General features: G+C 40.2%; 39 protein-coding genes. 3 read left to right on the top strand and 36 right to left on the bottom strand.

The features are described 5' to 3' along the window. Positions 1–25: 25 nt before the first annotated feature. From J2T13_RS04235 to J2T13_RS04090, 30 genes are all read right to left on the bottom strand, one after another. Positions 26–187, bottom strand: coding sequence for a hypothetical protein (locus J2T13_RS04235; RefSeq protein WP_429368636.1), 162 nt, complete (start codon positions 185–187; stop codon positions 26–28). 100 nt (positions 188–287) lie between these two features. Next, on the bottom strand, positions 288–578 hold the full coding sequence (locus J2T13_RS04230; protein WP_429368634.1) for a hypothetical protein: 291 nt from the start codon (positions 576–578) through the stop codon (positions 288–290). A 51-nt stretch (positions 579–629) separates the two neighbouring features. Beyond that, on the bottom strand, positions 630–758 hold the full coding sequence (locus J2T13_RS04225; RefSeq protein WP_429368632.1) for a hypothetical protein: 129 nt from the start codon (positions 756–758) through the stop codon (positions 630–632). A 93-nt stretch (positions 759–851) separates the two neighbouring features. Continuing rightward, a complete protein-coding gene (locus tag J2T13_RS04220) occupies positions 852–1,238 on the bottom strand; it encodes a hypothetical protein (protein WP_429368630.1) in 387 nt (128 codons plus the stop codon). Beyond that, complete coding sequence (locus J2T13_RS04215) at positions 1,235–1,678, bottom strand: hypothetical protein (protein WP_429368628.1); 444 nt, start codon at positions 1,676–1,678, stop codon at positions 1,235–1,237. Before J2T13_RS04215 ends, J2T13_RS04220 begins: the two co-directional genes overlap by 4 nt. Next, complete coding sequence (locus J2T13_RS04210) at positions 1,675–1,977, bottom strand: hypothetical protein (protein WP_429368626.1); 303 nt, start codon at positions 1,975–1,977, stop codon at positions 1,675–1,677. The genes J2T13_RS04215 and J2T13_RS04210 overlap by 4 nt, the downstream gene beginning before the upstream one ends. 44 nt (positions 1,978–2,021) lie before the next feature. Then, positions 2,022–3,041, bottom strand: a complete 1,020-nt coding sequence (locus J2T13_RS04205; protein WP_429368624.1) for a phosphoadenosine phosphosulfate reductase family protein — start codon at positions 3,039–3,041, stop codon at positions 2,022–2,024. A 33-nt stretch (positions 3,042–3,074) separates the two neighbouring features. Further along, positions 3,075–3,299 (bottom strand): hypothetical protein, encoded by a 225-nt coding sequence (locus J2T13_RS04200; protein WP_429368622.1) that lies wholly within the window; start codon positions 3,297–3,299, stop codon positions 3,075–3,077. A gap of 30 nt (positions 3,300–3,329) precedes the next feature. After that, a complete protein-coding gene (locus J2T13_RS04195; protein WP_429368620.1) occupies positions 3,330–3,632 on the bottom strand; it encodes a hypothetical protein in 303 nt (100 codons plus the stop codon). Beyond that, positions 3,629–3,814 carry a hypothetical protein gene (locus J2T13_RS04190; protein WP_429368618.1) on the bottom strand — a complete coding sequence of 62 codons (186 nt, stop codon included), beginning with the start codon at positions 3,812–3,814 and terminating at the stop codon, positions 3,629–3,631. The genes J2T13_RS04195 and J2T13_RS04190 overlap by 4 nt, the downstream gene beginning before the upstream one ends. Beyond that, positions 3,811–4,029 (bottom strand): hypothetical protein, encoded by a 219-nt coding sequence (locus J2T13_RS04185; RefSeq protein ID WP_429368616.1) that lies wholly within the window; start codon positions 4,027–4,029, stop codon positions 3,811–3,813. Before J2T13_RS04185 ends, J2T13_RS04190 begins: the two co-directional genes overlap by 4 nt. Before the next feature lie 20 nt (positions 4,030–4,049). After that, positions 4,050–4,358, bottom strand: coding sequence for a DNA-entry nuclease (locus J2T13_RS04180; RefSeq protein WP_429368614.1), 309 nt, complete (start codon positions 4,356–4,358; stop codon positions 4,050–4,052). Between the two features lie 72 nt (positions 4,359–4,430). Further along, entirely contained in the window at positions 4,431–4,928 is a 498-nt protein-coding gene (locus J2T13_RS04175) for a Holliday junction resolvase RecU (protein ID WP_429368612.1), read from the bottom strand. Beyond that, on the bottom strand, positions 4,925–5,191 hold the full coding sequence (locus J2T13_RS04170) for a helix-turn-helix domain-containing protein (RefSeq protein WP_429368610.1): 267 nt from the start codon (positions 5,189–5,191) through the stop codon (positions 4,925–4,927). Before J2T13_RS04170 ends, J2T13_RS04175 begins: the two co-directional genes overlap by 4 nt. Next, positions 5,188–5,328 (bottom strand): hypothetical protein, encoded by a 141-nt coding sequence (locus tag J2T13_RS04165; RefSeq protein WP_429368608.1) that lies wholly within the window; start codon positions 5,326–5,328, stop codon positions 5,188–5,190. Before J2T13_RS04165 ends, J2T13_RS04170 begins: the two co-directional genes overlap by 4 nt. Next, positions 5,321–6,253, bottom strand: a complete 933-nt coding sequence (locus J2T13_RS04160) for a DUF4373 domain-containing protein (RefSeq protein WP_429368606.1) — start codon at positions 6,251–6,253, stop codon at positions 5,321–5,323. Before J2T13_RS04160 ends, J2T13_RS04165 begins: the two co-directional genes overlap by 8 nt. Beyond that, a complete protein-coding gene (locus tag J2T13_RS04155; RefSeq protein WP_429368604.1) occupies positions 6,254–6,655 on the bottom strand; it encodes a hypothetical protein in 402 nt (133 codons plus the stop codon). Between the two features lie 12 nt (positions 6,656–6,667). Further along, on the bottom strand, positions 6,668–7,492 hold the full coding sequence (locus J2T13_RS04150; RefSeq protein ID WP_429368602.1) for a PD-(D/E)XK nuclease-like domain-containing protein: 825 nt from the start codon (positions 7,490–7,492) through the stop codon (positions 6,668–6,670). Beyond that, the gene (locus J2T13_RS04145; protein ID WP_429368600.1) at positions 7,473–8,240 is read right to left on the bottom strand and encodes a recombinase RecT; all 768 of its coding nucleotides are present in this window, start codon (positions 8,238–8,240) and stop codon (positions 7,473–7,475) included. The genes J2T13_RS04150 and J2T13_RS04145 overlap by 20 nt, the downstream gene beginning before the upstream one ends. 3 nt (positions 8,241–8,243) lie before the next feature. Then, on the bottom strand, positions 8,244–9,872 hold the full coding sequence (locus J2T13_RS04140; protein ID WP_429368598.1) for an AAA family ATPase: 1,629 nt from the start codon (positions 9,870–9,872) through the stop codon (positions 8,244–8,246). Positions 9,873–9,932: 60 nt separating this feature from the next. After that, the gene (locus J2T13_RS04135) at positions 9,933–10,148 is read right to left on the bottom strand and encodes a hypothetical protein (RefSeq protein ID WP_429368596.1); all 216 of its coding nucleotides are present in this window, start codon (positions 10,146–10,148) and stop codon (positions 9,933–9,935) included. Next, on the bottom strand, positions 10,120–10,326 hold the full coding sequence (locus tag J2T13_RS04130; protein ID WP_429368594.1) for a hypothetical protein: 207 nt from the start codon (positions 10,324–10,326) through the stop codon (positions 10,120–10,122). Before J2T13_RS04130 ends, J2T13_RS04135 begins: the two co-directional genes overlap by 29 nt. A 385-nt stretch (positions 10,327–10,711) precedes the next feature. After that, positions 10,712–10,963 (bottom strand): hypothetical protein, encoded by a 252-nt coding sequence (locus J2T13_RS04125; RefSeq protein WP_429368593.1) that lies wholly within the window; start codon positions 10,961–10,963, stop codon positions 10,712–10,714. A 153-nt stretch (positions 10,964–11,116) separates the two neighbouring features. After that, positions 11,117–11,269 (bottom strand): hypothetical protein, encoded by a 153-nt coding sequence (locus J2T13_RS04120; protein ID WP_429368591.1) that lies wholly within the window; start codon positions 11,267–11,269, stop codon positions 11,117–11,119. Beyond that, positions 11,266–11,430, bottom strand: coding sequence for a hypothetical protein (locus J2T13_RS04115; RefSeq protein WP_429368589.1), 165 nt, complete (start codon positions 11,428–11,430; stop codon positions 11,266–11,268). Before J2T13_RS04115 ends, J2T13_RS04120 begins: the two co-directional genes overlap by 4 nt. Positions 11,431–11,444: 14 nt before the next feature. Then, positions 11,445–11,849 (bottom strand): hypothetical protein, encoded by a 405-nt coding sequence (locus J2T13_RS04110; RefSeq protein WP_429368587.1) that lies wholly within the window; start codon positions 11,847–11,849, stop codon positions 11,445–11,447. A gap of 118 nt (positions 11,850–11,967) precedes the next feature. Further along, a complete protein-coding gene (locus J2T13_RS04105; protein ID WP_429368585.1) occupies positions 11,968–12,720 on the bottom strand; it encodes an ORF6N domain-containing protein in 753 nt (250 codons plus the stop codon). 106 nt (positions 12,721–12,826) lie between these two features. Then, entirely contained in the window at positions 12,827–12,976 is a 150-nt protein-coding gene (locus J2T13_RS04100) for a hypothetical protein (RefSeq protein ID WP_429368583.1), read from the bottom strand. Next, positions 12,973–13,170: a helix-turn-helix domain-containing protein gene (locus tag J2T13_RS04095; RefSeq protein WP_429368581.1), complete on the bottom strand. Its 198-nt coding sequence runs from the start codon at positions 13,168–13,170 to the stop codon at positions 12,973–12,975. Before J2T13_RS04095 ends, J2T13_RS04100 begins: the two co-directional genes overlap by 4 nt. After that, positions 13,157–13,375, bottom strand: a complete 219-nt coding sequence (locus J2T13_RS04090) for a helix-turn-helix domain-containing protein (RefSeq protein WP_429368579.1) — start codon at positions 13,373–13,375, stop codon at positions 13,157–13,159. Before J2T13_RS04090 ends, J2T13_RS04095 begins: the two co-directional genes overlap by 14 nt. Before the next feature lie 243 nt (positions 13,376–13,618). Between J2T13_RS04090 and J2T13_RS04085 the strand changes: the two genes are divergently transcribed. Genes J2T13_RS04085 through J2T13_RS04075 form a run of 3 tightly spaced genes read left to right on the top strand, consistent with a single transcriptional unit; the run spans position 13,619 to position 15,742 of the window. Continuing rightward, positions 13,619–14,059 (top strand): helix-turn-helix domain-containing protein, encoded by a 441-nt coding sequence (locus tag J2T13_RS04085; protein ID WP_429368577.1) that lies wholly within the window; start codon positions 13,619–13,621, stop codon positions 14,057–14,059. Between the two features lie 17 nt (positions 14,060–14,076). Beyond that, entirely contained in the window at positions 14,077–14,490 is a 414-nt protein-coding gene (locus tag J2T13_RS04080) for an ImmA/IrrE family metallo-endopeptidase (RefSeq protein ID WP_429368575.1), read from the top strand. Positions 14,491–14,512: 22 nt separating this feature from the next. After that, positions 14,513–15,742, top strand: a complete 1,230-nt coding sequence (locus J2T13_RS04075; RefSeq protein WP_429368573.1) for a tyrosine-type recombinase/integrase — start codon at positions 14,513–14,515, stop codon at positions 15,740–15,742. An 88-nt stretch (positions 15,743–15,830) separates the two neighbouring features. On the opposite strand, the gene groL is transcribed toward J2T13_RS04075, so the two are convergent. From groL to tatA, 6 genes are all read right to left on the bottom strand, one after another. Continuing rightward, positions 15,831–17,462, bottom strand: coding sequence for a chaperonin GroEL (gene groL, locus J2T13_RS04070; protein WP_429368571.1), 1,632 nt, complete (start codon positions 17,460–17,462; stop codon positions 15,831–15,833). A gap of 103 nt (positions 17,463–17,565) precedes the next feature. Further along, entirely contained in the window at positions 17,566–17,847 is a 282-nt protein-coding gene (groES, locus tag J2T13_RS04065) for a co-chaperone GroES (protein WP_429368569.1), read from the bottom strand. A gap of 204 nt (positions 17,848–18,051) precedes the next feature. After that, positions 18,052–18,255: a DUF4177 domain-containing protein gene (locus J2T13_RS04060; protein ID WP_429368567.1), complete on the bottom strand. Its 204-nt coding sequence runs from the start codon at positions 18,253–18,255 to the stop codon at positions 18,052–18,054. A gap of 27 nt (positions 18,256–18,282) precedes the next feature. Further along, the gene (locus tag J2T13_RS04055) at positions 18,283–18,765 is read right to left on the bottom strand and encodes a DinB family protein (RefSeq protein WP_429368565.1); all 483 of its coding nucleotides are present in this window, start codon (positions 18,763–18,765) and stop codon (positions 18,283–18,285) included. A 274-nt stretch (positions 18,766–19,039) separates the two neighbouring features. Further along, positions 19,040–19,819, bottom strand: coding sequence for a twin-arginine translocase subunit TatC (tatC, locus tag J2T13_RS04050; protein ID WP_429368563.1), 780 nt, complete (start codon positions 19,817–19,819; stop codon positions 19,040–19,042). 173 nt (positions 19,820–19,992) lie between these two features. Then, positions 19,993–20,226 (bottom strand): twin-arginine translocase TatA/TatE family subunit, encoded by a 234-nt coding sequence (gene tatA / locus J2T13_RS04045; RefSeq protein WP_429368561.1) that lies wholly within the window; start codon positions 20,224–20,226, stop codon positions 19,993–19,995. Positions 20,227–20,356 lie beyond the last annotated feature (130 nt).

The raw sequence follows: 20,356 nt of genomic DNA, 5'->3' as shown, positions 1-20,356 counted from the left end.
TCTTCCTCTCTTATTAGGATATTATTCAAGCTTTCTCCGACAACACGAGTGTTATTTCGCCTTCCAAATAGTTAGATTCTTGACTGATTACCAATTTTGAGAATCCGTATTCATCACGCAATTCTTTTGCGATTTCAAATATTTTTTCATCAAGCAGCTCTGTGAATCTTTCAATTGTCATTTCCATATCCTTTACACTCCTTTTAGGTAGGGATAGAGGTTATACTATCCCTTTAATTGCTTTATACGGCTTGGGCTGTTCGGTCGATCCGTTGCCCTTCGGTCAATCAGTAGTCCCAAGATACTGCTATGAATGGTTCTCCGTCCCACTGTTCGTTTACCACATCTTTTAGCTTCTTCTTTATCGTTTTATCCTCGTCATCCCAAATTTCACTGTCTAACGAAATAATCTCTACCTCATCGTCAGTGAATAATTCATCGTCCTTAACTCCTGTAAGTTCCTTGTAGAAGGTTCTTGCTTCTTCTTGTGAATAAGCTGCTACCGCGTCACTATCACACAATCTAAAGACCATTACGTCTTGCAATCCTTTTTCGTCGATAACCTCTAATTTGTTCATTCCATTCACTCCTTTGATTTTGGTGTTACGCTTCATTTTCGTAATGCGACACTATCTCAACCAAAGATGATTAAATTCTTCACTGTCCTCGTCTACACCGTTCAAATAGTCAATACATGCGCTTCTGTGAGGGCTTTGAAAAACGACCTCATTCGTTCTGTCATCATAAACTTCAAACATTCTCATTCCCTCCCACTTGCAAACTTTGTTTCTTTTTCGCTTTTGACCTTGCTTCGTCCCGACCGAATATGCTTAACGCTAGTGATAGCCGTATCAAGGTTGAAACTTTATAGTCAGATAAGCAGCTTCAGCTCGTTGTCGTGGAGTAGCTTGGAGTAGGATGGAGATCCCGAAAGTATCAAATCCATCAGAGTTGTAAAATTGTCCTGCATCCAAGACTGCAATCAGATTGTCAACATACCCTTCGCCATCTACCTCTATAGCCTTTGCCTGTACCTCAAGAGAGTCCGTATGGTCCGCGCAGGGGTGCCAATACTCGTAATCACGGACAAATCTCGTGCCGTCATGCCACCATTCATCCACGTCATCACATTCACATCCAATTGGCTTGTGGCGCACCATCCAGCCCATTGCCTTCTCTCCCAACCAATCGTTAAGTTTCTGATCGCTCATCGCTTGTACACTCTGTAACTGTGTCATGACTCTACCTCTTCCCCTAAAGCTGTTTCCAGATCAGAAATGTGATACATCCATCCACTAACATCTGCAAATTGATAACGATTGTGTTCATACTGGATATCAATCAATACACCTTCGGTCCCTGTGCTCTTTTGCACCACTTTTTCCCCGACTTTTAACTTTCCGATTAGTCTCACTGTGTCGAGTGCGTCAGTAGCACACTCAATTGCTCCCTGATCGTCACTGTTGGACCAAATAGCTTCTAGCGCTTCTTTGAATACTGTGTTGACTTGCTGTGCCTCTGCTAGAGTAGCTAGTACCTCATCTATAATGTAGTCAGCATCTACCGTTATGGGCATTCCGTCCTTAACCATGCGTAAAGCTAGTACACGATCACCTTCGGATAGCAGGACCTCTGTTCCGTTTCGTAGCTTGCATGTGATTCCTTTGCTCTCTGTCATGATTGGGACACCGCCTCTTCCTCTTCTTCTTCATCCTCTTCCGAAGGAACATCCAATAAAAATCCGATACCACCTTGAAACCACACTGCATCAGTAAATTCAAATCCAATACTTGAAATCTCAATGATCTCTTTCTCCGTATTCGCCTCAACCTCAAAATCTGGTACACCAATAGATTTTAATTTCATCCGATTTTCTTCTGAGTTGGCGACCTCTACGTATTCCAGTTCGCCGCTCGATGCAGAATAATCAACAACCGCAATGCTATTTAGTACATTCAACTTTTCTTGATTTGTCATTGTTATCGCTCCTTTATGGTTATATATTCAATACAGGGTGTAACCTACACGTTCACTTCTTCAAGTTCAGCGAATGAATCTACGAAACAGCCACATCCTCCAATGTCGAAAATATCAATTTGCATATCGTTATCTACTTCATCCCGCAAGTCTCGGATAGGATACGGCTTAGAATCTCTCTTCATAAAGCTGTATTGTTTGATCCTCATGAACTCACTGGTAGCACTGCTGCATGGATGAATGTAAAATTTCGGCTTATCAGATCGATCGTAGAAGTAATCTCGATATGCGTCATCTAACTCCTGGAGCATTATTTCCTGTACTTCCAGCGGTATAATATTCTCCGGTGATATATCGTCCTTTGGCTTGTTACCAAGTGTGATGTACCGAAATGACGACACACATATTTTTAAATGATGTTCTTGCTCCATAATCTTTTGGAACACGTCTGGCATGCGCTCTTTTAGGAGCTTGTAGTGTCCTTGTCCAGCCTTTACACATCTACCATTACAATTGTTGTGGCTAAATCCATGGTCATATAGGATTGGCTGTCTGATGTCGTATTTCACAAGAACATCATCTTTGTAAATGTTATTTTCTATGAGTGGCATCTCGACTTTGAATGGCTGCCAGTTCTTCCTTATTGCACCCTCTCGATGCATTTCGTCAAATCCAATCCCAAAATATAATGTGGCATCCGTTATGAAATCTTCTTCCCTTAAATATTCCTTGTTTCTCCATTGTTCAAATGTTGGTTTCTTACCCTTTTTCAAATAATCTGCCGACACACGCATCTTTAGAAGCTTGGAGCAATCCCCTATCATGCTGTTGTATATAATTTTCTTTTCAAACATTAGCTGCATGGGATTGAGTCCGGCACTATGAGTTAACATTGGGAGCTGCAGCTTGTCTGAAGCCTCATTGATGAACCGGTATAGATCCTCATTTTCCCAACGTGTATCGGTGAAATATAAGATAATGTTACCGTTTGGATAGGTAGACTTCACATAATCAGCAGTCGCTAGGCTGGCCTTCCCTCCTGAAAAGAAGATGATATGGTTCATGTGTGTCTGTCTCCCTTCCTTTAGCTAAATAATTCAATCCAAACCGTTAAAATAGCATGAGTGGCACGTTTCAAACTCTTCAGATAAATCTTCGATATCCGTTCCGCAGCCTAAACATTTTCTAGCCGGTGCAATGTAACTCGGATCTCTCGGATCTACTTGTTTACGTATTTGTTCACGTTCATATTTGATTTGATTTTCTATGTCTCGCCATTCGTCTGAGTGGTTTTTATATGGGACTGGTATCTTGTCGTTCATTGGTTATTCATCCTCTCAATATGGGATAGGTTAATTACCTTGCATAACACGTAATGCGTATCCTACCGCCCATGGATCTGTTGATTCACAGTGTATCCGATCTAGTGCTTTACTCTGTGTCTCTACTAGTTGTAGAAGGTATGTGATGTATTCAGGGGATTTAGCGATAAAGTTGTGGTTATTCTCGGTTTCCTCATGGAGTTTGCCGCTGCATATAACTTCAAATGTTTCTCGCTGAACAACCATGTATCCGTCATATCTTTTTTCTATTTCCCACGGACCAGGTGTAGCTTTTCCTAACGCTTCTTTAATCTCTGTTATCTTGTCGTTCATTGTGTAACCTCCTTGAACTTGTCGAGTAGTTCACCACTGAAGCACATTCCCTTCTCAGGTCCTCCACGTTTCACTTTCCAACCACTACTGCATGATTCATCTCCGTTACCTCCACGGTTACATTCAGAGCAAGCTATGAACATCATTCCTCGTGAATCAGGTTTGCTATATTTAGGTTTCATATTGATTCCTCCTTGTAGATGATTAAGGCGTTATGAGTGGCAATCCACTGATACGATCCGTCACCGCAATAATGGTGATATTGCCCTATTTGATACTGAATGCTATGGATGGAGATCGTTGTGTTTTTTCCTAACCATTCGTTAATGCAATCGCTCAACGCTCTATTTTCAGCTTCGATCAGGAATGTTTTAATCTCACTCGCTTTACCGGTCATATTGTTCTATCTCCTTATAATTAAATGATCTTTTCCCACACTTCATCAGGGATGTTTTTGTAGTGATCCCATTCGCCTGATTTTTTTAGTTTGCAAACAATACTTCCTACTGTTTTTGTTGTCCGTCCAACGGCTAATGACATAGTTTTCAGTCCGTCAATGTCGTAATATTTGCAAATATAAGTTATCTCAGATAGCGTGAGTGGTTTACCGTGGTTGGTGTGAAATATAGGGTTATATTTCATGCGTCCTTGCTTGTCGTAGGTTATACCATCAATGATGTCTTCCTCGTCCGGCTCGCGTTTTTCCTCTCTCGTGCTTCTTCCCATGCTATCCTTCCTCTCTTTTATGGGTACACCAGTTCTATTTTAGGGTGCATGAGGTGCATAATTATTCATTTATTACAAAGCTTGCAAGTAGTCTAGTATGATGCCTTTATTTTGATGTTCGCCTTTGTCTATCAACCTAGCAGACGCTTGGAACCACTTGTAAGGGATACTCTTCCTGCCCCCTAACATTTGTTCGTCCCACATCATAAGTAGGCTCACACGGTCAACTAGGTAGGTCTCGTTGAATGTTTCGAAGTGTATCAGGGCGAACGTTTCACCTTTCCAACTTCGCATAAACTCAATTTGATGCTCTCCAAAGTTCGAAAAAGGGAAACTTGTTTCATTCTTGGTGCTTTTAGCTTCAAAGCATATCGACCTACCTTGCCAGTCGCCCATGTAATCCACTGTGCTGGGACCACTCGGGAATGCATTTACGATCTTTGGTCCTTTACGAATCACTGTCCAAGGAGTGGATACTTTCTTGATATTTGCTATGCCCTTTGCTGTGTATTGATCGTTAGAGTAAGTTATAAGTTCTTCGAATTTCATTCCTCGGTTTGCAAATGTCACGAAACCACCCCACAAACACCATGTGTACGAGCCTTTATACGCTTATTCCTGTTTGCCCGGTCGATAACTAAAATTAAAACCTCGTCAGGATCTCGTTGCAATTTCTCTGCAATTTCTTTTACTCCCAAGCCTTCCAGCCACATTTTTTCAAAGCTACGAACCTCGTTATTCGACCAGTGAAAGTCCATATCTTCACATGCGGTATAAATATTAGTTCTATTTTTATCGCTCGGTAGCGTTAATTTCGCTGAACTCACTCTCATGTCTCATCCTCCTCTGACGCTCTGTATTGCATCTCTGCGGACGCTAGGATTCTGTACAACCAATCTATCGTTTCATCATTTAATGTAGCTGTGATGATCTCCTGTTCAATTTGACGATCATCTGGAAGTTTAGACACGTCGTCCCTCCTTGCTTGCTTGTAGTTCAGCAGCCATTCGCATCATTTCTTGATACTCTTCTTCAGTTGGGGGCGATCCGCCTGTGTCTTGAGCAATAGGAATGGCCACTTTGCCACTGGTGCCTGATTTGGGTCTGCTGAATCCTTTGGGTGCTGATCGCTGTTGCTCCTCTATAATCCATTCGTCTCTCCATCTTTCTTGATTAAGAAATACCTGAGCTGCACAAATGCTATAACCATGATGGTTTTGAAACGATACATACCTACTCGCTCCATCTAACATTTCTTGCAAGTTGATTTTTTTGTTTTTCCAAAGGGTTGTCCACTTTTGTGAAGTCATTTTTTTATTGCTTCCCTTTGTAGGATAAGAATCCCAAAACTTTTGAAATGAGAGGTCGCATTCGTCAGAATCGGCAATAGGTTTTATATCTTTAATTACTTTTACTTTATCTTTTACTTTTACTTTCCTTTTACTTTGTGTACTTTCTACCCCTATTTCTGCGTCAGAAACTACGGAAGAAACAGGGGAAGAAATAACAGGAACCGCATAGGTAAGGGATTTCTCTCGCATCTTTTCGCGCTTGTCAATTACGACAGATGCACGCTTTTTGATACCATTTGATGTTAAAACACTATTTTTTTCGTAGTATTCACGATCAAAACATCCATGTTTTATACTTGTTGAAATCATGTCTATCAGTTTTTGTGTAGTTACTTCTACTTTCTTGGCGAGTATCTGAATAGTTTCTGCGTCAGAAACATCTAGCGCGAAATCTCGCTCCTGGTAGATCAACTCGAGCATGATGCAATAAAATACGTAACCGTCATTTCCGTGAATAATTCGTAAAGCTTCGACCTTCTTATCTGAGGATAAATTCACATCATGAGGGAAATAATCCATGCCTTCCTTCCGGGGCCGCGCCATTCAATCCCCTTCCTTCCACCAATGCTTACCGGGTCCAATTGTGTAATATTCAATTAATTCAGCACGCTTTTTCATTTTCCAATCATGACCTACCTTGGTTTCATCAGCCCATTGATGACAAGTGCCTGTTTCTGTCTTAGGTCCGCACAGTATCGCTATGTTCCAAGGCTGACCACCTTCTCCATATTGACTAGCGTTGATTAAGTGGGCTCGTTCAAATCGTATCTTAGGACGACTACACTCACAGTGTTCACATTCCATATATCCTTCTGGATTGCCTTCTGCTGCTCTCCGTTTGACTTCATTACTACACTTATCTGTGATGGCTGTATGGCGGCCTCGCTTCTTCTTAATGCGACGATGTGAAGGTTTAGGCACTGGGATAAATTCGTATGCTGTCATAAGTACCTCCCGTTAGTACAAACTCAGTTCTGAAAAATGTTTGATTTTTTTAATCTTCTTGGTTCCCCTGCAGTACGCGCACTTATCACATCTAGTAGGTTCAACCATCCCTGATTTAACAGCCTTCACACGTTCAATATGTTTACCTACGATGTGCAAGCTCTGCTCTATAACGTCATAATCAAAATAGATAATTTCATGATCTGGTGGATCCTGTTTGGTTACTATGACCATATGTGGCAATAGCCAATTTTCCCGACCTGAAACAAGTCTTTCAACCTCTGCATACAACGCCATTTGAATTGTGTACCCATAGTGGTGAATGAAGTTTTCATAAACACCCATTTCAGTGTTCCAAAACTTCCCCCCCATTTCTTTTGATGTTTTGAGGTCTGCAAATATGCCAGTGTCCTCTCCTAAAATTGGTTGATAGCTATCAAGCATTACTTTCCAAGGTATCCCGAACAATTCAGCAGTCATAATGACTTCTTTTCGTCCTGCCAGTGCTTTTAATACAAGAGGATCACTTTCTAATATCTCAATCATTTTGTTACAGTGTTTGAACTCCGTTTTAGGTTGTCCTGCAGTTTTCCCGGTGCTTGCATATAGATTGGGGTTGTTTGCCTTAAAATCATCCAATGTACCCTCGTTCCACGCATGGACATAATGCCCGACCTCAAAGGCTTTGTTTGGCGGGTCCTCATACTCGCCATTGATCTTTGCCATCGCTTGGGCTTCACAGCCCCCATAAGAGGGTAGGAAGCTTTTAAACTGTGAGTTAGACATGTAGTGCCGGTTAGCTTCTTGGCTAAAGTAGTTACTCTTTGTTAGCTTCATCAGGAACCACCTCGTATTCCACATCAATCGGATTTAGAGGGCTCACTTGCTTGACCTCTTCTTTCTTATTGAAGTCCATTTCGGCTGCATCTTCAAAGGCTTGTTTTTGCTCGATGGTGTCAAAGTCCAGTTCAATATTCTTGCAAAGTCTTCTCAGAACAGTTTTCTTATACATTTCTCCAGGCGTTATTCTCCAAGCCTTAGAAAATTCGCCGCTATCTCTCGACTTCTGAGAAAAGTTTTCCTTAATGATTTCAATTTCCTTTACGCTCATAGTGTCGTAATTCATTGACCCATCTTTAAACATCACTATTGCAAATGCTCCAATTATTTCTCCATCGTTAAAAGGCAATGGCTTAAAGGATATAGATTGTTGTCCTGCAACGATTTCTTCGTTAAAATCATCACCCTCTTTAACTACCTTTGCATAAATGTCCTTGATTGAATTGATACTGTATAGTTTGGCAAGTTTGACCTCGCCCTTGTAATCCGTCCGGAACTCAACCTTGCCAGCGTATATGATGGCGTAACACTCTTTATTGAAGAAGTCTAAGCCAAGGAAAGCACCCTTTAACATCGTTCTAGCTACGGTTGTTGGGTCAGCTTTATCTATGTCCTTAACATCTTGTAGGACCGCCATACAGTTCTGTAAGAACCTTGTCTTATTAAAATTAGAAGGCATTGCTTCGCGCTTTGAATCTAGTAATTTTTCTAAATTGTTATGGATTACAACTAATTTATCCGACATGATTTACCCCTCCACTATTTCAATATTTAGTTCTTGGCCGTCCACTGTTTCGAGAACAAAATACTGGTAATCATCATGTTTGGATCCTTCAATAATTTCCTTTTGTCGACTTCCGAGGTTTTGCCATCCATCTATGCAGATAACTTTCAATTCCCCTGCTTGCGCCTTGGCAAACTTGAAAGCAAAATCATAAGACTCACCCTCGCTCAATCCGTCAATTAGCGTGTCGTTAATGCGGATATGTCCCTGTTCGTCTATAGATAAACCATCAACTGGTAACGATGCTGTCTTGAGTAACTCTTTAGGTAGATCCCTAGCCTTTTGGATCTTGTTCGTGAGCTCTGCCGATCTAGCTTCTTTAGGAGATAACTTTTCCTTGATGATTTCGTTCATGCGCTCCCATTCTCGCAAGTATTCTTTCATTTCAGCAGCTTGATTCGCTGATTCTTTAAGTGGCTCAAGTTCGATTAATACAGATTCATCAATGGTTTTCTGGGCATTGCCTGACTTCTCATTCTCCGCAACAATCAGATTTGCTTCATGATCCGCGATCTTTTCAAGGTCCTTCTTTTCATGCTCTTCAATATTCGAAAGGGCACCCTTCTTTTCTACGAGCTGTTCTTTATATTCATTAATGAATACGGCCGACTGTTCGCCTTCCTGCTGAATCGATTCTTTTGATGTATGTTTCTTGGCCTGATATTGTAATTTCAATCGTTCGATAGATTGTTCTAATTCGGTATCCAGCCTAATAGATTCATCGCTGATTCTGCGAGAGACATCATCTACTTTTGATTGCTCGTCCTTGATATTCTCATTCAATCGTTTAATCGATGAATTCAACGTTTCGCGCTGCCGACTGTATTCCAAAACCTTCGACTCTCTCGCATTAGCAGAACGTTGTTTAATGTCGTCAATTCGGATATTCAGACCTTCAATCAGCTTGATAGCTTCATCCAGTTTATTATTGGATTCCTCTGCATCCGATAGCTTCTTATACAAGGCCTGCAGATTAACATCCTTCCATTCAGCTCCGTTATAATTCTGTGGCAAATCACGCTTGATACCTTCAATGTTGGCGCGTAACAAGTTGATTTCTCCATTTATAGAAGTTCGTTCGGTGAAGTATCCCGTCTCAATCTCTTTCAAAATTTGCAGGATGTGTAATTGATAATCAGCTTCCGGCACTTCGCCAAACCAATTTTTGATATCATCGACTGTCCAACCGATCTCAAGCATATTAAGGATGATTTCTGTTTGCTCTTTTGCGTCCTTCTGTACAAATTCAATGGGCCTGAATATGTCACCACTTATTAACTTTTTGAGGAATGTTTCTGTGCTGCTGACAGCCTTTGAATCATGTTTAACCTTCAAATAGTCGGCTTTTTCAGAACGGATTCTCCTTGTTGTTTGCAAACCGTCATCCAGTTCAACGAATAGCTCGGCCTCATCCGCACCATGCCGAATAACTTCCGTTCTACGGCTTTTGTTCGTAAGCGATTTTTCCATTGCCTCAACAAGAGCTGTCTTTCCTGTGCCTGAATCCCCTGAAACCTTGTTAAACTTACCTGGACTAAACATCAATTCTTTGATACCCAACCAATTTTTTATTTCAATTCTTTTAATATGCATTTTGACATCCTCCTAATTTTTGTGTTATATTGTCCGTGAAATATTTACAAAGTGTTTAATTCAAGTGATCTCGGGTGCAACCGGGGTCACTTTTCCGTTTTGTTCGATGATAATTCTTGCAGTTTCTAAGTTCTCAATCACAATTTGAAGGCCATTATTGTTTAAAAAATCACCCATTCCTGCCATGACTGCCTCGGGACCAACGCCTGTTATATCTTCTTGAAGCTTAAGTAATCTGTTTAAGGACCTACGTAGATGTATTTCCAATGTTCTCAAGTGATTCCCCTCCCTTTAACTTCTTCCGCACCTCTTCATACTTGTTTCGCTGGATATCGCTATGAAAAGAAAACTTTGGATATTTACCATCAGCTACCCGACCGCCTACAATGCTAAGAGCTAATAAATCGTTGAAATCTTCACTTGCTTTGATCCGAATTCCCATGATCAAATTCATCAATCCTCCTGACCAGTATCCCGTTTCGGCACTCTACAGCATCTAACATGCATTCCAGGCAATGAGCTTGCTTGTCCTCATATACTTCGTAAGTGGCTTTCTTGCTACATCCACATATCAACATTTGATTGCCCATTCAGTAGGTATCTTTCTATTTCCTGAATTATTCCTTTCACATTCCTTGCACAAGTTAGCTCTTCGTTTATCGCTTGAAGCATTCTTTAAACTGAGTAGCATATTTTTATAACTGACTGGATATAGCCTGCAAGCTTCACATAATTCAGAACTCTTTAAAGGTTTAACTTTCCGTCCGATACCCAATAGTTTGAAGTCTTCTATAGTTAACTTTACAAATCCATAATGCCTACGCTGGATCTCCTGCATTTCATCTACCCACATTGAACGCGCCGCCTTCCTTTGTCGCCTTGTACTTATCTAACGGATAAGCGTCATTTAATAAATCTCTTAGCTTCAACATACTTGGGATATCCTTCACTTCGAAAATTGGATCAACTTGCGAACTCTTGTGAATTTGTAAAACGTGATTGCGCCTGTCCAAAGTCGCTACTCTCGATTTCCTAAAATGAACCGCAAGAATGTTCATTCGTTCGATTGGTGCATTTTTACCGTTTTTCATTTGCCCATCCCGTCCTTTCTGCTAAAAGTGTTTCGAGATTTGATATCTGCTTGTCCACTCTTGGCAGACCACCTTCAGCGACTCTTGATGTTTCTCTTGCCTTTTTCAGTTGTGTAAGATGTGTATTGGCTTTCACGTAATCCAACAGGCGAATCATGGCTTAATACCAGTGTCGCGTTCGATTTGTGCCATGGACATGAGCACAAAGTCTGTACGATCATCTAGGATCAATCCGCTATCTAAAAAGCGTTGTAGGTTGTTGTAGTGGTTGACTACTTCTGCAGATAGGTTGTTAATGTCTGTCATACTGTCACCCCCACATCTCCACGAGTGCGGTTACCAAGTGGTAACATGCGATTGTGACGGTGTGCTGATCGGTAATATTGATGCTTTGCCGGTTCGTTCAAAGGAGGAATGGGAAAGTCTAAGCGGTCATACCAGTAATGCATTCCAGCGAACCAAAACATGGTCATTCTCCTTTCTAAGCTATTTCGAAATGTTTCTTCACGATTTCAAACACCTTGTTTTCACAGTGATGTTTATCGATGGATTCGGTCACTGCTTTTTTTTGAAATCCTTGACGCTCCCTGCGTGAATCATTTTTGTACTGCCAGCTCTCCCCCATTAGCTTGTTTGCGTAGTTAGCTTGCAAAAAATAGATATCCCCACAGTCATTTATGTTGTATCTTGGTCTGATTTCATTTCCTACATATCTAGGATCGAGGTCACCTAAATACAATTCCTTTTCGTTGTTTGCATCACGCTTATAGTTCATTAATTCCTCTGCGAATGCTCTAGCCTTTTCGATAAAGTTTTCATCATGCTTAACTATGAAAAAGTGCCGTGAATAGTAATATTGCGAAATGATTAAGGTATATTCGTACATGGTCATTCTCCTTTCAATTTAACGTGATCAATTTCCCTTTTGATTCCACTTCTTGTAAATCCAATAACGAACAACACGTCCACAACTAACACAGCGACTAAGGCCCATAACCAGCTCATCAAATTAAAGTTCCAATCGCTAACTCTTTAACAATCGTTGTATAGATTTCCTTGAGCCGTGGTTCAGACTCGATGACATCTAAGCGGTTGGTATCTTTAATCTTCGTTTTGGTTACTCCCTGTTCCATAAGTCGTTCATGCATGTTAGCAAGGCGTATTCCAAGGTTACATTTAGCACGTTCCTCCAGGAGCCGGTAACTCTCTCTTCTAACTTCCTGATGTCCTCCCATTCTGTTGGCAGCTCCGTTAAGTAATCCTTTTATCTTTGATCTCCAATTCTCGTCACGCTGCAGGAAGGTTTCTTTGATCGTTGTAAGCTGTTGCTCTTGTTCTATTTGCCGTTGTTCGATTTGCTTTAATCCCTGTTCCATATTGATTAAAAGTTGGAGTTGAGGGCTTAATGCGCTTGTATCTAATGCTTGTAAATCTTTAATGCGATAATAATCATCCACTAAAGTTTCATAAGCTTCCCATGCTCGATCTGTATTTAATGATTTAGCGTGAAGCCAAGCTCCTTTTTCAGTCCACAGGTAAAGCCTGTTTATCGAACCTTGAAATTCACGATTCGTTCTTTTGAATGCTTTCAAGTCTTCATCGATAAGCAAAAAGTAATGTTTACCCTCTGTGTAACGCTCGCTGTTGTAATTGAAGTTGTAACTGACCTTATCCGGTGTTGACTCAAACGATTCTGCCAGTTGGGCAGTTGTTAAAACTCTTTGACTGTTGTGATTGATAACTTGTAGTTGATTCATTTGATTTCCCCTTTCTTAGCTCGTCCTTTTAATGGATTCTTCGAGAGTCCGATTAAGAACAATGTGTCGAGTGCCAAAATTGCCGCTAAGACCCATAATAGAATTGTCATCGTTTTGTCCGGTAAAGAATGAACTCTATATTTCCAAGTTCGTCGAACAATTCATGTGCTATTTTCCATTTCCCAGTACCTAGCATGTCGTTCACGTCATCGATCTCACATGACCTGCAAACCTCCATCACATCACCTAAATTCATTTCCCCACTCCTTTCATCCGTTCTCCCCATGCTTTGAAATCGATTGGATCAATCAGAATCATGCGTTGGCTAAGCCGTATGCAAGGTATGCCACCGCTTTCTAATGGCTTTTTAAGTAGTTCGCTCACATACTGCGTAGAGCAACCAAGAATCTCACATATGTCCTTTACACGAAGGTATTTACTCGTCCCCATCAATTCCGCCTCCCTTTGGTTTGCCGATAGTAAATTCAATACCAAGTCCTAATGCCGTACACGCCTTATCGATAGTTGTCTCATTCCACCGACGGTTGCCATCTAGCAAATTATGTACATACTGTGGTGTATAACCGATCATCCTAGCTAAGTCAGAAGGATTTAAATTCTTTTCCTTCAGTACTTTTTTTATTGTGTCTGACATGTTCAATGTTCTCACCTCCATGGATAAAATATTAATCTATTTGATTAATTTTTACAATCTCCTTAATTAATCAAATAGTGGCATAATCTATCATCTAGTAAACATAATCCCATAGTTTAAAGGTAATTCTTCCATTTGCTTAATATTCCTTTGCATTAATCAAATAAACTCTTGATTTTTAATCCATTTGTTGATATTATGAAATTAGACATAACTAATCAAATAGATGAAAGGTGAATTCATGTGGACTCTATAATAAAAAGTATTCGGAAAGAAAGAAAAATGAGCGGAACAGAAGTGGCTGATCGGATTGGTATTTCGGCTCAGTATTATTACGATATTGAAAAAGGAGCCAAAAAGCTCAGTGCAGATAATGCGGCGAAGTTAGCGGAAATTTTCGGTGTAAGCGTTGATTACCTATTGGGGTTGAAGGATGAAAAAAATATGATCGTAGAGGAAACGGAACCGTATTATGCTTTAACGAATAAAGATGGTTCTGATATTGCTAAAGAGTTAGAAAAACTAATGTCTGCGCTTGACAGCAATATGTCTTTAGCGTTCCATGGCGAAACAATAGATATGAATGAGGGACAACGTGAATTACTTCGTATTTCCCTTGAAAACTCAATGCGTGTAGCCAAGCAGATTGCAAAGAAAAAGTTTACTCCAAAAAAATACAGATGACCCCCGGGGGACCACGCATGAGCATAGTGCAGCGAGAAGTTTCTAATTTGCTTATGAAATATGGGACAAATAATCCGTTTGATATTTCCAGTCAAAAGAATATTTTGATATTTTATGAAGAATTAGGTGATATTTGGGGTTACTATAACCTATTTGTACGTGTTCCGATGATCCACATAAATAATGAGCTTACAGAATTCAACTCTCGCTTCACTTGCGCTCATGAACTTGGTCACTATATTCTTCACCCTAATGTAAACACACCATTTTTAAAGAAAAACACTTTGTTTTGCGTTAGCAAGATAGAGCGTGAAGCAAATCATTTCGCAACCCACTTATTAATTGGGAATGATGTACCTTATCCCGATGAAACAAAAGCACAATTTTTAACAAGAAATGGTATCCCATCTAATATGCATGGTTTTTATTAAATCCAGAGAGGAGCCTAATTTTATGGCGTCATTTCGACAAAACAATTGTAGATGTGTAAAAACTGAAACAAACAAAAGATGTAAATGTGGAGCTGCTTGGAGTTATAGAATTCGCGTTGGAATCGATCCTGTAACCGGGAAGCGCAAATTAATTGAGCGTGGTGGATTTCGTACAAGAAAAGAAGCTGAGATAGAGGCGGCTCGCGCGGAGTTAGAGGTGCATAGCGGGACATTTATAGAAGAAAAAAATATTTCATTCGAAGAATTTGCTAAAGAGTGGCACGCCATTTATATGGGAACAGGCAAGGTTAAAATTAGTACAGGCAGGGTAAGGACGCATGAAATTGGTAGGCTTAGTACTTTTTTTGCGAAAATTCCAATAAAAGATATAACTCGGAGACAATACCAGAATGCTCTTAATAAGCTAAAGGAAAATGGTTACGCAGAAAACACTATTGATGGAGTGCACCGCACAGGACGAATGATTTTTAAAAAAGCTGTTGAAATGGAAGTTATTAAGAATGATCCCACTGTTTATGCGGTTGTGCCACGCATCCAAAAAACAGTAGAACAACTAGAAAAAGAGAAACAAGATGTAAAGTACCTTGAAAAAGAAGAATTAGCAACGTTTCTTGAAGCATCTAAACAATTTGGGTTAGAATCCGATTATGTAATTTTTATGATGCTTGCGTACACCGGAATGCGCGCTGGGGAATTTTGCGCTCTCAAGTGGTCAGATATAGACTTTGATGAGAATACAATTAGCATCACCAAAACGCTGTATAATCCAACCAATAACACATTAAAATATACTTTACTTACTCCCAAAACGAAAAGCTCTGTTCGCGTAATAGAAATGGATAATGTGTTACATGATGTTTTAAAGGCACACCAACAAGCACAAAAAGAACTTTATATGAGGTATAGAAAAACTTATCATAACAAAGATTTTGTGTTAGTTAAAAAAAGTCCGGAGCATGCAGGGTATCCCGAACAAATAAAGCATATCGAAAACCGCATGGCAAGGCTGTTAAAAATTTGCAAACTAAACACAGACCTAACACCACATTCGCTCAGGCACACACATACATCTTTGCTTGCAGAAGTTAAAGTTTCGCTCGAGGCAATCATGGAACGTTTAGGACATCAAGATGACGAAACAACAAGGAATGTATACCTCCATGTCACAAAAACACAAAAGAAAGAGGCCGCACATAAGTTTTCTCAACTCATGCAAAGCCTCTCCCCTTAAACAACTCCGTGATCAAAGTGGGATGAATGTGGGATGACAAATTATCAAACCGCCCAAACCCTTACACACCACGGGTTAATTGGCAAATCTACATCATGCCGCCCATTCCACCCATACCGCCCATATCAGGCATTCCGCCTGCTTTTTCTGGCTCTGGCTTGTCAGCGATGACAGCTTCAGTAGTCAAGAACATAGCAGCTACAGATGCAGCATTTTGAAGTGCAGAACGAGTTACTTTAGCAGGATCTACGATTCCAGCTTCGAACATGTTCACCCATTCGTCAGTAGCAGCATTGTAACCAATACCGATTTTTTCTTTCTTCAAGCGTTCCACAATAACGGAACCTTCTTGACCAGCATTAGCTGCGATTGTGCGGATTGGTTCTTCAAGAGCACGTAATACGATGTTTACGCCTGTTCTTTCGTCACCAGTTACATCTACTGCATTTACAGCAGCATATACGTTCACGAGCGCAGTACCCCCACCGGATACGATACCTTCTTCAACCGCAGCGCGAGTTGCGTTCAGGGCATCTTCGATGCGTAGTTTGCGTTCTTTCAATTCTGTTTCAGTTGCTGCTCCAACTTTGATTACGGCTACGCCGCCTGAAAGTTTAGCAAGACGCTCTTGCAATTTCTCTTTGTCGAACTCAGAAGTTGTATCTTCCAATTGAGATCTAATTTGGCTTACACGAGCATCGATATCAGCTTTGTTTCCAGCACCGTCAACGATGATTGTGTTTTCTTTAGTTACACGCACTTGACGTGCAGTACCTAATTGTTCTACTGTTGCTGATTTCAGGTCAAGACCAAGTTCTTCTGTAATCACTTGTCCACCAGTCAATGCAGCGATATCTTGAAGCATTGCTTTACGACGGTCACCAAATCCTGGTGCTTTAACAGCAACAGCATTGAACGTACCACGCAATTTGTTAACAACTAGCATAGCTAGTGCTTCGCCTTCGACATCTTCAGAGATCAATACAAGCGGTCTAGCTTGTTGTACAACTTTTTCAAGCAAAGGCAGAATTTCTTGTGTGCTTGTAATTTTCTTATCTGTGATAAGGATGTATGGATTCTCAAGAATAGCTTCCATTTTGTCCGTATCTGTAATCATGTATGGGGAAATGTATCCACGATCGAATTGCATACCTTCTACAACTTCTAGTTCAGTAGCGAATCCACGAGATTCTTCTACAGTGATAACACCATCGTTGCCCACTTTTTCCATAGCTTCAGCGATCAATTCGCCTACTTCATCATCAGCAGCAGAGATAGAAGCTACTTGTGCGATGGATTGTTTACCTTCGATTGGCTTAGCAATGTTCTTCAATTCGATGACAGCAGCTTTAACTGCCTTTTCGATCCCTTTACGAATAACCATTGGGTTAGCACCCGCAGTTACGTTCTTAAGACCTTCACGAATCATTGCTTGAGCTAGAACTGTAGCTGTTGTAGTACCGTCACCGGCTACATCGTTAGTCTTCGTAGCTACTTCTTTAACAAGCTGTGCGCCCATGTTCTCAAATGCGTCTTCTAACTCGATTTCTTTAGCAATGGTAACACCATCGTTAGTAATGAGGGGACTACCAAATTTCTTCTCAAGTACTACGTTACGACCTTTAGGTCCAAGTGTTACTTTTACTGCATTTGCCAAAGCATCAACACCGCGCAGCATAGAGCGGCGAGCGTCTTCACTAAATCTAATATCTTTTGCCATGGTGATGTATTCCTCCTTATGGATTATATGTTACATATACTCTCTTATGTTTAGATGTCATACAAATTGAACTAAAGGGTTAGCTTTAGTTCATTCCATATAATCAACCTACAATTGCGTGAATGTCGCTTTCTTTCATAATCAAATATTCTTTACCTTCATATTTGATTTCTGTTCCGGCATATTTGGAGAAAAGCACCTTGTCGCCTTCTTTAACTTCAAGAGCAACACGAGCCCCGTCTTTTACCGAACCACTACCAACAGCAATAACTTTACCTTCTTGTGGTTTTTCTTTAGCGGAGTCCGGAAGGACAATTCCAAATGCTGTTGTTTCCTCTTGCTCGATTGGTTCTACCAAAACGCGGTCACCTAAAGGTCTGATCATGAAAAATAGCCTCCTTATTAGTATGTTGTGATACAATATTAAACTGTGGAAATATGTATTAGCACTCGACAAGCCTCAGTGCTAACAACCACTATTTATGATACTCAACTTGAGCGCACATTTCAAGTCCCTTTGTATATTTTCTTCCAAAAAAATGTGGAATCCCTTCTACATTGTATCCTCATCGTCTTGAAATATCCCTAACTAGCCTAATAAAGCCTTTCTCTTAAACACGATAATAACTTCATTAGATTGTCCTTGTGCATTGCTCGTGTCAAAACAAGATACAAGTTCCCATCCATCGAACCCGTATTGATTCAGATCCTCTTCAAATTGCTCCTCGTCCACTTTACCTCCAAGAAATCCTACAGTCTTATATTTTATCGTTTTATATTCCCATTGATCCATAGTTACGCCTCCTTTCATTCATCTCATTTATTGCAGATGACGTTTAATAAAGTCATTTAATTGGTTCATATGATGTTGATCATGCCAAATGAAATCTTTCAAATATTGTGGAAGATGAAAAGGCTCCCCGTCACCATAGCTTGCCATATACGACTCCTCAGGTAGCTTCCGAATATACTGGATGATCTGTTCTCTATAGTAGATAGTCTCTTCCTTTAATTTCTTAATGCCAGTCTTCTTCCCGTATTCCATTGCTGTATCGTTGAATTCGTCGAAGTCTTGATGCTCAAGCGTAAAAGTCTCTTCCTTATAAATCATCTCAATGGCTGTTTCGAAGAAATACTTATCCCATAACATCATATGACTGACTAATTCACGTAAAGACCATTTCCCCTCAGATATTTCTTCATTCCACACGTCTTCACGAAAGTATTCGAGCTTCTCTAAATAACGTATCCACTCACTGAATTGTTCTAATAATTGTTCTTTACTTTCAAGGGTCTCCGACATGTCAAACCTCCTATTTGTTTTAAAGTAGTAAGCTTTGTTTACGTCTTTCAACTTCTTATCAACTTACACTATGTATCTCACTATGGAGTCATGATGGACGATCCATATCGTGTTCTGTTCTCTTAGAGTAGGCACTCTTGCTTTGCTCGATTTATATAGGTAATTATACCAATTTTTCTAAAAATATATAACTATTTTGTTTTGTTTTCCCTGCAAAAAGGCGAGTTCCCACACAAAAAAAGCGTCCTTTCTATTGAAAGGTACGCTTTCTTGTTCATTCATTTGATTCATCTGTTGGTTTACGGTATTTGTGCTCCAGTTCCTCATCCGCTGCCAACTGCTTGCGGTAAATCAAGGAAGATAATAACACGCTGAACTCGTACAGTATAAGTAGTGGGATTGTCACTAAGAAGTCTGAAATAAAATCTGGCGGTGTAACAACAACCGCAATAAAGATAAGAACAAAATATGAAATTTTGCGCATCTTCCGAAGACGTAACGGATTCAGAATCCTAATCTTAGTTAAAAACATAACAATCACAGGTAATTCGAATAGTAGTGATAAGGGCAGTACTAGACTAAACATAAAACTGAAGTACTGTGTCATTCCGTATGTTTCTTTTAACCCCATATCTTGTGTAATAGACGTAGTAAATGCTAGGGCCATTGGAAATACAATGTAGTAAGCAAATGCTAGACCCACTAAGAATAGTATGAAGACAAAAGGTACATATCGAAGTGCTGCTTTGCGCTCAATTTCACGCAGTCCTGGACTTACAAAGGCCCATAACTGATACACGATCGTGGGTATAGATAGAATCAAAGAAACAACCATAGCAATTTTCATATAGATCCCAATTCCGTCCCAGAAAGAGAAGGCATTGAGCACATACCCTTTGGCTACCTCAGCATTAATTAAGTATAGATAGATTGGCTTAGCAAAGACTAATCCGATGACTAACCCAATAAGAAATACAATCAGAACATAGATAATACGTTTACGTAACTCACCTAAGTGTTCGAACACAGACATTTTATCTTGTTCTTCTGACATGACCGCCCACCTTTCACTCTCTACGGCTTTTTGGACACAAGAAGAAACGGCCTCACCGTCGTTAAGAGGACGGTAACCGCTTCTCGTAGAAATATAAGAGAAGTATATTGAAATCTTATACTCTCTCTTATACAAAGCCCCTCCCCGAAGGAAGGGATCAAGGTCTAGCCATATTACTCAGGAAGACGCTTAGATTCTACCTCTTGATGTGAAATGACGGGCTGAGCTACTTGCTCAGTCTTACGCGTAGTGGGTGAGTCGTCCATAATATCACGCGCGCCTTCCTTAAATTCTTTAAAGGTACGTCCAACAGCTCGACCTAATTCAGGCAGTTTATTCGGTCCAAACAATAGCAATGCCAAAATAACAAGTAAAATAATTCCTGGCACTCCGATAGAATTCAACATGGATATACCTCCTTATGGATAAGAATCACGGTTAGGTAGAACATCGCGATCCATTCCTAACTACTCAATAAAGTTATAATACCATAACTTTAGTCACATAAAAACCAAATCAAGAAAGGCATATTTGTAT

Source organism: Paenibacillus sp. DS2015 (genome assembly GCF_050433705.1).
Classification (GTDB): Bacteria; Bacillota; Bacilli; order Paenibacillales; family Paenibacillaceae; genus Paenibacillus_AQ.
The sequence above is the reverse complement of the archived record's forward strand: the minus strand, read 5'-3'. Positions and strand labels throughout refer to the sequence as shown.

Coding starts and splice junctions, on each gene's coding strand:
- J2T13_RS04235 (WP_429368636.1), bottom strand. CDS start 187: ATGGAAATGACAATTGAAAGATTCACAGAGCTGCTTGATGAAAAAATA.
- J2T13_RS04230 (WP_429368634.1), bottom strand. CDS start 578: ATGAACAAATTAGAGGTTATCGACGAAAAAGGATTGCAAGACGTAATG.
- J2T13_RS04225 (WP_429368632.1), bottom strand. CDS start 758: ATGTTTGAAGTTTATGATGACAGAACGAATGAGGTCGTTTTTCAAAGC.
- J2T13_RS04220 (WP_429368630.1), bottom strand. CDS start 1,238: ATGACACAGTTACAGAGTGTACAAGCGATGAGCGATCAGAAACTTAAC.
- J2T13_RS04215 (WP_429368628.1), bottom strand. CDS start 1,678: ATGACAGAGAGCAAAGGAATCACATGCAAGCTACGAAACGGAACAGAG.
- J2T13_RS04210 (WP_429368626.1), bottom strand. CDS start 1,977: ATGACAAATCAAGAAAAGTTGAATGTACTAAATAGCATTGCGGTTGTT.
- J2T13_RS04205 (WP_429368624.1), bottom strand. CDS start 3,041: ATGAACCATATCATCTTCTTTTCAGGAGGGAAGGCCAGCCTAGCGACT.
- J2T13_RS04200 (WP_429368622.1), bottom strand. CDS start 3,299: ATGAACGACAAGATACCAGTCCCATATAAAAACCACTCAGACGAATGG.
- J2T13_RS04195 (WP_429368620.1), bottom strand. CDS start 3,632: ATGAACGACAAGATAACAGAGATTAAAGAAGCGTTAGGAAAAGCTACA.
- J2T13_RS04190 (WP_429368618.1), bottom strand. CDS start 3,814: ATGAAACCTAAATATAGCAAACCTGATTCACGAGGAATGATGTTCATA.
- J2T13_RS04185 (WP_429368616.1), bottom strand. CDS start 4,029: ATGACCGGTAAAGCGAGTGAGATTAAAACATTCCTGATCGAAGCTGAA.
- J2T13_RS04180 (WP_429368614.1), bottom strand. CDS start 4,358: ATGGGAAGAAGCACGAGAGAGGAAAAACGCGAGCCGGACGAGGAAGAC.
- J2T13_RS04170 (WP_429368610.1), bottom strand. CDS start 5,191: ATGAGAGTGAGTTCAGCGAAATTAACGCTACCGAGCGATAAAAATAGA.
- J2T13_RS04160 (WP_429368606.1), bottom strand. CDS start 6,253: ATGGCGCGGCCCCGGAAGGAAGGCATGGATTATTTCCCTCATGATGTG.
- J2T13_RS04155 (WP_429368604.1), bottom strand. CDS start 6,655: ATGACAGCATACGAATTTATCCCAGTGCCTAAACCTTCACATCGTCGC.
- J2T13_RS04150 (WP_429368602.1), bottom strand. CDS start 7,492: ATGAAGCTAACAAAGAGTAACTACTTTAGCCAAGAAGCTAACCGGCAC.
- J2T13_RS04145 (WP_429368600.1), bottom strand. CDS start 8,240: ATGTCGGATAAATTAGTTGTAATCCATAACAATTTAGAAAAATTACTA.
- J2T13_RS04140 (WP_429368598.1), bottom strand. CDS start 9,872: ATGCATATTAAAAGAATTGAAATAAAAAATTGGTTGGGTATCAAAGAA.
- J2T13_RS04130 (WP_429368594.1), bottom strand. CDS start 10,326: ATGAATTTGATCATGGGAATTCGGATCAAAGCAAGTGAAGATTTCAAC.
- J2T13_RS04125 (WP_429368593.1), bottom strand. CDS start 10,963: ATGAAAAACGGTAAAAATGCACCAATCGAACGAATGAACATTCTTGCG.
- J2T13_RS04120 (WP_429368591.1), bottom strand. CDS start 11,269: ATGACAGACATTAACAACCTATCTGCAGAAGTAGTCAACCACTACAAC.
- J2T13_RS04115 (WP_429368589.1), bottom strand. CDS start 11,430: ATGTTTTGGTTCGCTGGAATGCATTACTGGTATGACCGCTTAGACTTT.
- J2T13_RS04110 (WP_429368587.1), bottom strand. CDS start 11,849: ATGTACGAATATACCTTAATCATTTCGCAATATTACTATTCACGGCAC.
- J2T13_RS04105 (WP_429368585.1), bottom strand. CDS start 12,720: ATGAATCAACTACAAGTTATCAATCACAACAGTCAAAGAGTTTTAACA.
- J2T13_RS04100 (WP_429368583.1), bottom strand. CDS start 12,976: ATGAATTTAGGTGATGTGATGGAGGTTTGCAGGTCATGTGAGATCGAT.
- J2T13_RS04095 (WP_429368581.1), bottom strand. CDS start 13,170: ATGGGGACGAGTAAATACCTTCGTGTAAAGGACATATGTGAGATTCTT.
- J2T13_RS04090 (WP_429368579.1), bottom strand. CDS start 13,375: ATGTCAGACACAATAAAAAAAGTACTGAAGGAAAAGAATTTAAATCCT.
- J2T13_RS04080 (WP_429368575.1), top strand. CDS start 14,077: ATGAGCATAGTGCAGCGAGAAGTTTCTAATTTGCTTATGAAATATGGG.
- J2T13_RS04075 (WP_429368573.1), top strand. CDS start 14,513: ATGGCGTCATTTCGACAAAACAATTGTAGATGTGTAAAAACTGAAACA.
- groL (WP_429368571.1), bottom strand. CDS start 17,462: ATGGCAAAAGATATTAGATTTAGTGAAGACGCTCGCCGCTCTATGCTG.
- groES (WP_429368569.1), bottom strand. CDS start 17,847: ATGATCAGACCTTTAGGTGACCGCGTTTTGGTAGAACCAATCGAGCAA.
- J2T13_RS04060 (WP_429368567.1), bottom strand. CDS start 18,255: ATGGATCAATGGGAATATAAAACGATAAAATATAAGACTGTAGGATTT.
- J2T13_RS04055 (WP_429368565.1), bottom strand. CDS start 18,765: ATGTCGGAGACCCTTGAAAGTAAAGAACAATTATTAGAACAATTCAGT.
- tatC (WP_429368563.1), bottom strand. CDS start 19,819: ATGTCAGAAGAACAAGATAAAATGTCTGTGTTCGAACACTTAGGTGAG.
- tatA (WP_429368561.1), bottom strand. CDS start 20,226: ATGTTGAATTCTATCGGAGTGCCAGGAATTATTTTACTTGTTATTTTG.